We start from the raw sequence: 5336 nt of genomic DNA, 5'->3' as shown, positions 1-5336 counted from the left end.
CCGCGACGCGCGAGATCTCCTCGAGCTGCTGCACGGCCGAGATGCCCCCGCCCACGATGCCGACGCGCTGACCCGTGAAGTCCTCGAGCCGGACGTAGTCGCGCGTGTGCAGCTGACGGCCGCGGAACGTCTCCTTGCCGGGGTAGGCCGGCAGCACGGGGTTGTTCCACGTGCCGGTCGCATTGATGATGGCGCGGGCGAGCCAGACCCCGTGATCGGTGCGCACGACGAGCTCGCCGTCCTCGTCGTCGTCCGCGTAGTCCACCGACTCCACGCGGACGGGGCGCAGGATCGGCGGGGCGTAGCGATCCTCGAACGCCGCGAAGTAGCGGGGGACGGCGATGCGACTGGGCTCCGCGGGATCCAGGGCGGGCTGGACGAGGCCCGGCAGGTCGAAGATCCTGTTCAGCTTGTCGACGTGCAGCGACTCCCACCGGTGCTGCCACCCGCCGCCGGGCGCGGGGTTGGCGTCCAGCAGCACGTACGTGCGCTCCGCGTCGGGCGTCTCCAGCGCGCTGGCGAAACCGTGCCGACGCAGGTGGAACGCGGCGGAGAGACCGGCCTGGCCCGCGCCGATCACGACGACGGTGGCGTCACGGGCGCTCATGCGGGATGCAACCGCGCCTCCGTGCGGGGCATTCCGGGTCGGCGCTACTTCCGGCGAACGCGGTCCTGCGCGCCGGAAGGCGGCGCCACGGCCACGTCCACCGTCGGATGCCCGGCGCGCGACTCCCACGAGCCCTCGAGCCCCTTCGCCGCGTGACGTGCGGCGCGCACGGCGCGCTCGTCCGCCCAGCTGTTCAGGCGATGCCCGGCATGGCCCTTCACGTGCTCGAGCACGACATCCGGCAGCCCCGCGGCACGACGCGCGTCCCGCGCCGCGATCAGCGCCTCCAGGATGTCGACGTTCTTGACCGGCTGCTTCGCCGATGTGCGCCAGCCGCGGCGCTTATGGCCGTCCATCCACGACCGGTACGTGTTGATCGCGTACATCGAGTCGGCCTGTACCACGAGGTCGCGCACGTGCGCGTTGTCGCGGATGCCGCGCAGCAGCGCCGTCAGCTCGCCGATGTTGTTCGTGCCCTGCGGGATCGCGCCGGCCGCCCACTGGCCGTCCTCACCCACCCACGCCCATCCGGTCGGGCCGGGGTTTCCCTGGCAGGCGCCGTCGGTGGCGATCACGTAGCGGTCGCGAGCGGGTTCGTCGATGTGGTCGGGCACCGATCCACCGTAACCGCGTGGCGGTCAGCTCCCGGGCGCGTCGGCCAGCCGCGCCTCGAGCGCGACCGCATCGTGCGGGGCGCGCCCGCGGCCGTCGTTGTCGAAGTACACGTAGACGTCGCGCGGACGCCCGTCGGGGCATCCGGATCCGTCGGCCCACGCCCGGATCCGCGTGGCCCATTCGTCGAGCTCCTCGTCCGTGTAGCCGCTCTGATAGAGCTCCTGCGAGCCGTGCAGCCGCACGTACACGTGATCGCTCGCGGTGACCTCGTCGAACATCGGGAACGTGCCCGCCGTGTCGGCGACCGTGAGCGAGACATCCCGCTCCCGCAGCATCTCGGCGAAGGCCGGATCCGCGAACGTCGCCGACCGCGGCTCGATCGAGTGGCGCAGCGGCCTGTCCTCGTCGATCGCAAGGGCGGTGCGTCCCTCCATCCGCCGGTCGTGACCGCGCGCGATGTCGAGCGCCTCCGCGGTCGTGCGCGGCAGCGACTTCAGGAACGCATCGAGCACCTCCGGCTCGAACGGCTGCCGCGCGGGCAGCTGCCACAGGATGGGGCCGAGCTTGTCGTGCAGCGTGAGCGGCCCGGACGCGAAGAAGTTCGACAGCGCCGTTCCCGCGCTGCGCAGCCGCAGCATGTGCGTGACGTAACGCGGTCCCTTGACCGCGAACACGAAGCCGCTCGGCACGCTGTCGCGCCACCGGACGTAGCTGGACGGGCGCTGCAGCGAGTAGAAGGATCCGTTGATCTCGGCGCTCGACATCCGCTCGCCGACGTACTCGAGTTCACGGCGCTGCACGAGGCCGCGGGGGTAGAAGTCTCCACGCCATGCGGGGTACCGCCATCCGGAGACCCCTACCCACACGCGCCCTCGTGGTGGCGTCATCCGCCGTCCGCCCACCTCAGCGCGGCGACGGGCTCGGCGGCGGGGCGGTCGTCGCGCGCCTCGCCCTCGGCGAGGTCCTCCTCGACGACCAGCACGCGGGCGCCGCTCAGCAGCGCGGCGCGTGCGAGCGCCTCGGCTGCGGGCAGGTACCCGAGCGAACCGGCGGGAAGCTCCTCGCGCTCGCTGCGCGCGACCCATGGCTCGGCGTCGAGGGCCGCGAGGGCCTCGCCGTCCTCGCCCTCGTCCGCCAGGCGCGCGTCGAGCACGAGGGTGTCCACGCGCGCCTGCTGCAGCGCGTCGATGACCTCGCCGATGCCGCGGGCTCCCGCCGCGCCGTCGTTCTCCGCCGCGCGTCGCCGCGCGTCAGCGATGTCGGCGCCGATCGCGCCGCCCACGGCGTCGTCGATCGCCCGCTCGAGCGCCTCGTCGGCGGATCCCTCCGCCTTCGTGTGGGCGTCCACCTCGAGCGCGAGTTCGCGGGACGGAGGAGCGAGCCGCTCGAGCAGCAGCTGCCGAGCCCGCACGTCGCCCGCGACCACGACGAAGCGCGGACGCCGCTCGCGCACCAGACGGTCCACCGCATCGGCTACCTCCGCCTGGTTGTGCTGCCAGATGTCCTCGGAGTGGTTCTGGTAGCGACGGTGCGACCATCCGCCCGCCTGCACCTTGTTGAGGCTGTCCGTGCGGCCCTCGATCTCCTGCGTCGCCCCGTCGTCGCCGCGGTGCGCCTCGCGCACGCTGAGGCGCGCGCCCTCGCGCGCGGTCTCGACCACGAGGTAGCGCACGGCGCTGGCCCGGTGGCGCAGCAGCGGCAGGATGCGCGGGGCGGCGCCGTGCGCGAGCACCTCGGCGCCGAGACGCTGACCGGTGAAGGCCTCGTCGATCACGACGTCGCCATCGCGCACGAGCAGGTAACGCGTGGACGGGCTCGGGAGCCCGTCGCCCGCGGTGAGCGCCTCGCCCACCGCCTGCACGTCCGCCTCGGGAGCGCCGGCGTCGCCGAGCGGATCCGTCACGGCGCGGATCTTCGCGACCTCCTCCTGCTGCGGGCGCTCGCCGCGTCCGTCGGTCAGCACAGTCGTCCAGGGGCCGGGCTGCCGCAGCAGCTCGGTCAGATCGTGGTTCGCGTCAGCCATCCTGGGCTCCTTCCTCCGCGTCGGCCGGATCCGCGTCGCCGTCGGCGATCTCGGGGCCGTCGCGTCGGAACGCGCGCTCGACCTCCGGGTCGTCGGTGTCGTCGGGCAGCGGCTCGGTCTCCCGGAACGGCTCGGCGTGCGCCGACCCTGGCGCGCCCTGCACGATCCCGCGGCTCTCCTGCTCGAGCTGCTCGTCCAACTCCGGTCCGTGCGTGGCATTGCCTCGCTGGGCGTCGCTCATGGCTGTCTCCCTTCGTCGTCTCCCGACCGTAGGTCGCGTGGCCGGGCCCGCCCTACGGGGTTGACGGCCGTCAGCGCGACGGTTAGTCGTGCGGCGGCCGCGCAGACTCGCGCTCGGCGGCCGCGAGCGCCACTGGGATGATGGACGGATGACCTCCGCGAATCTGACCCGCGACGAGACGGCCGCCCGCGCCGCCGCGATCTCCCTCCGCGACGCCCGCGTCGAGCTCGACGTGTCGGGCGCACCCGATCCGCGGCGCGCGGGCTTCCCGACGACCGTCACGCTGGGTTTCGATTCGCGGGCCGACGCCACCTGGATCGACTTCCTGGGCGAGACGGTGAAGCGCGTCGTGGTGAACGGAGCCGAGCAGGACGTCGACTGGGACGGTGCGCGCATCCGAATCCGCGGTCTCGTGCGCGGAGCGAACGAGGTGCGCATCGAGGCGGTCGGCGCGTACAGCCGCTCGGGCGAGGGCATGCACCGCTTCCGCGATCCGGTCGATGGCGAGACCTACTTGTACACGCAGTACGAGCCGGCGGATGCCCGCCGCGTGATGCCGTGCTTCGAGCAGCCCGACCTCAAGGCGCGCTACACGTTCGTGATCACCGCGCCCGCCGGCTGGCACGTGCTGTCGAACCAGGCACCCGCCCGCTCGTCGGATGGCGGCGCCACGCAGACCGTGGAGTTCGCGCCGACCCTGCCGATCTCCAGCTACATCACGGCGGTCGCGGCGGGGCCCTATCACCGCGTCACGGGGGAGTGGTCGAAGCCGTCCGCCGAGGGCGCCGCGCAGCGCATCCCGCTGGGCGCTTACTGCCGCGCGTCGCTCGCCGAGCACTTCGATGCCGACGAGATCCTCGAGATCACGCGGCAGGGACTCGACTTCTTCGATGAGGCCTTCGGCTTCCCGTACCCGTGGTCGACCTACGACCAGGTGTTCGTTCCCGAGTACAACCTCGGCGCGATGGAGAACCCCGGGCTCGTGACGTTCACCGAGGCGTATGTGTTCCGCGGCGCCTCGACGGACGCGCAGCACGAGGGACGGGCGAACACGATCCTGCACGAGATGGCGCACATGTGGTTCGGCGATCTCGTCACGATGCGGTGGTGGGACGACCTGTGGCTCAAGGAGTCGTTCGCCGACTACATGGGCTCGCACGCCTCGGTGGCCGCCACGCGGTTCGCCGACGCGTGGGTGTCGTTCGCGGCCCGTCGCAAGACGTGGGCCTATCTGCAGGATCAGCTGCCCACCACGCACCCGATCGTCGCGGACATCCCCGATCTCGAGGCCGCCAAGCTGAACTTCGACGGCATCACCTACGCCAAGGGCGCTTCGGTGCTCAAGCAGCTCGTCGCGTACGTGGGCGAGGAGGCGTTCTTCGAGGGCGCGCGCCGCTACTTCCGGGCCCACGCGTACGGCAACACCACGCTCGGCGACCTGCTCACGGAGCTCGAGGGGGCATCGGGTCGCGACCTGCGCGCGTGGTCGGCGTCGTGGCTCGAGACGACGGGCATGTCGACGATCGCGTACGACCGGGCGGCGGGCGAGCTGACGCAGACGGAGGCGCGCCCGCACCGGCTCGCCATCGGCTGCTACACCCTGGCGGAGGGAAGCCTGTCGCGCACCGACCTCATCGAGACCGACCTGCTCGACGAGCGTGCCGTTCTCTCGCTGCCGGACGCCGATCTGATCCTGATCAACGACCTGGACCTGACCTATGCGAAAGCACGGCTCGACGAGCGCTCGCTCGAGGCCGTGGAGGAGGGCCTGTCGACGATCGAGGATCCGCTCGCGCGCGGGTTGATCTGGGCGTCGCTGTGGGACGCGACGCGGGACGGCGAGCTGCCCG

At 72.2% G+C, this 5336-nt stretch carries 6 protein-coding genes; 1 reads left to right on the top strand and 5 read right to left on the bottom strand.

All coding sequences use genetic code 11. The features are described from left to right. The 5 genes from RIF89_RS10545 to RIF89_RS10525 all read right to left on the bottom strand — a co-directional run. On the bottom strand, positions 1 to 607 hold a 607-nt coding region (locus RIF89_RS10545; protein ID WP_309069067.1), incomplete at its 3' end, for an NAD(P)-binding domain-containing protein. Positions 608 to 651: 44 nt separating this feature from the next. Next, complete coding sequence (locus tag RIF89_RS10540; protein ID WP_309069066.1) at positions 652 to 1221, bottom strand: ribonuclease H; 570 nt, start codon at positions 1219 to 1221, stop codon at positions 652 to 654. A 24-nt stretch (positions 1222 to 1245) separates the two neighbouring features. Beyond that, on the bottom strand, positions 1246 to 2109 hold the full coding sequence (locus RIF89_RS10535; RefSeq protein WP_309069065.1) for a DUF72 domain-containing protein: 864 nt from the start codon (positions 2107 to 2109) through the stop codon (positions 1246 to 1248). Then, the gene (locus RIF89_RS10530; protein ID WP_309069064.1) at positions 2106 to 3245 is read right to left on the bottom strand and encodes a Vms1/Ankzf1 family peptidyl-tRNA hydrolase; all 1140 of its coding nucleotides are present in this window, start codon (positions 3243 to 3245) and stop codon (positions 2106 to 2108) included. Before RIF89_RS10530 ends, RIF89_RS10535 begins: the two co-directional genes overlap by 4 nt. Beyond that, positions 3238 to 3486 carry a hypothetical protein gene (locus tag RIF89_RS10525; RefSeq protein WP_309069063.1) on the bottom strand — a complete coding sequence of 83 codons (249 nt, stop codon included), beginning with the start codon at positions 3484 to 3486 and terminating at the stop codon, positions 3238 to 3240. The genes RIF89_RS10530 and RIF89_RS10525 overlap by 8 nt, the downstream gene beginning before the upstream one ends. Positions 3487 to 3634: 148 nt before the next feature. Here RIF89_RS10525 and pepN point away from each other — a divergent pair. Continuing rightward, the coding region (pepN, locus tag RIF89_RS10520; RefSeq protein ID WP_309069062.1) for an aminopeptidase N at positions 3635 to 5336 on the top strand (1702 nt) is incomplete at its 3' end.

Source organism: Microbacterium sp. (assembly GCF_031178525.1).
GTDB lineage: Bacteria > Actinomycetota > Actinomycetes > Actinomycetales > Microbacteriaceae > Microbacterium.
The sequence above is the reverse complement of the archived record's forward strand: the minus strand, read 5'-3'. Positions and strand labels throughout refer to the sequence as shown.

Excerpts from the sequence above, each read along its gene's own strand:
- RIF89_RS10535 (WP_309069065.1), bottom strand. The coding sequence starts at position 2,109 with ATGACGCCACCACGAGGGCGCGTGTGGGTAGGGGTCTCCGGATGGCGG.
- RIF89_RS10530 (WP_309069064.1), bottom strand. The coding sequence starts at position 3,245 with ATGGCTGACGCGAACCACGATCTGACCGAGCTGCTGCGGCAGCCCGGC.
- RIF89_RS10525 (WP_309069063.1), bottom strand. The coding sequence starts at position 3,486 with ATGAGCGACGCCCAGCGAGGCAATGCCACGCACGGACCGGAGTTGGAC.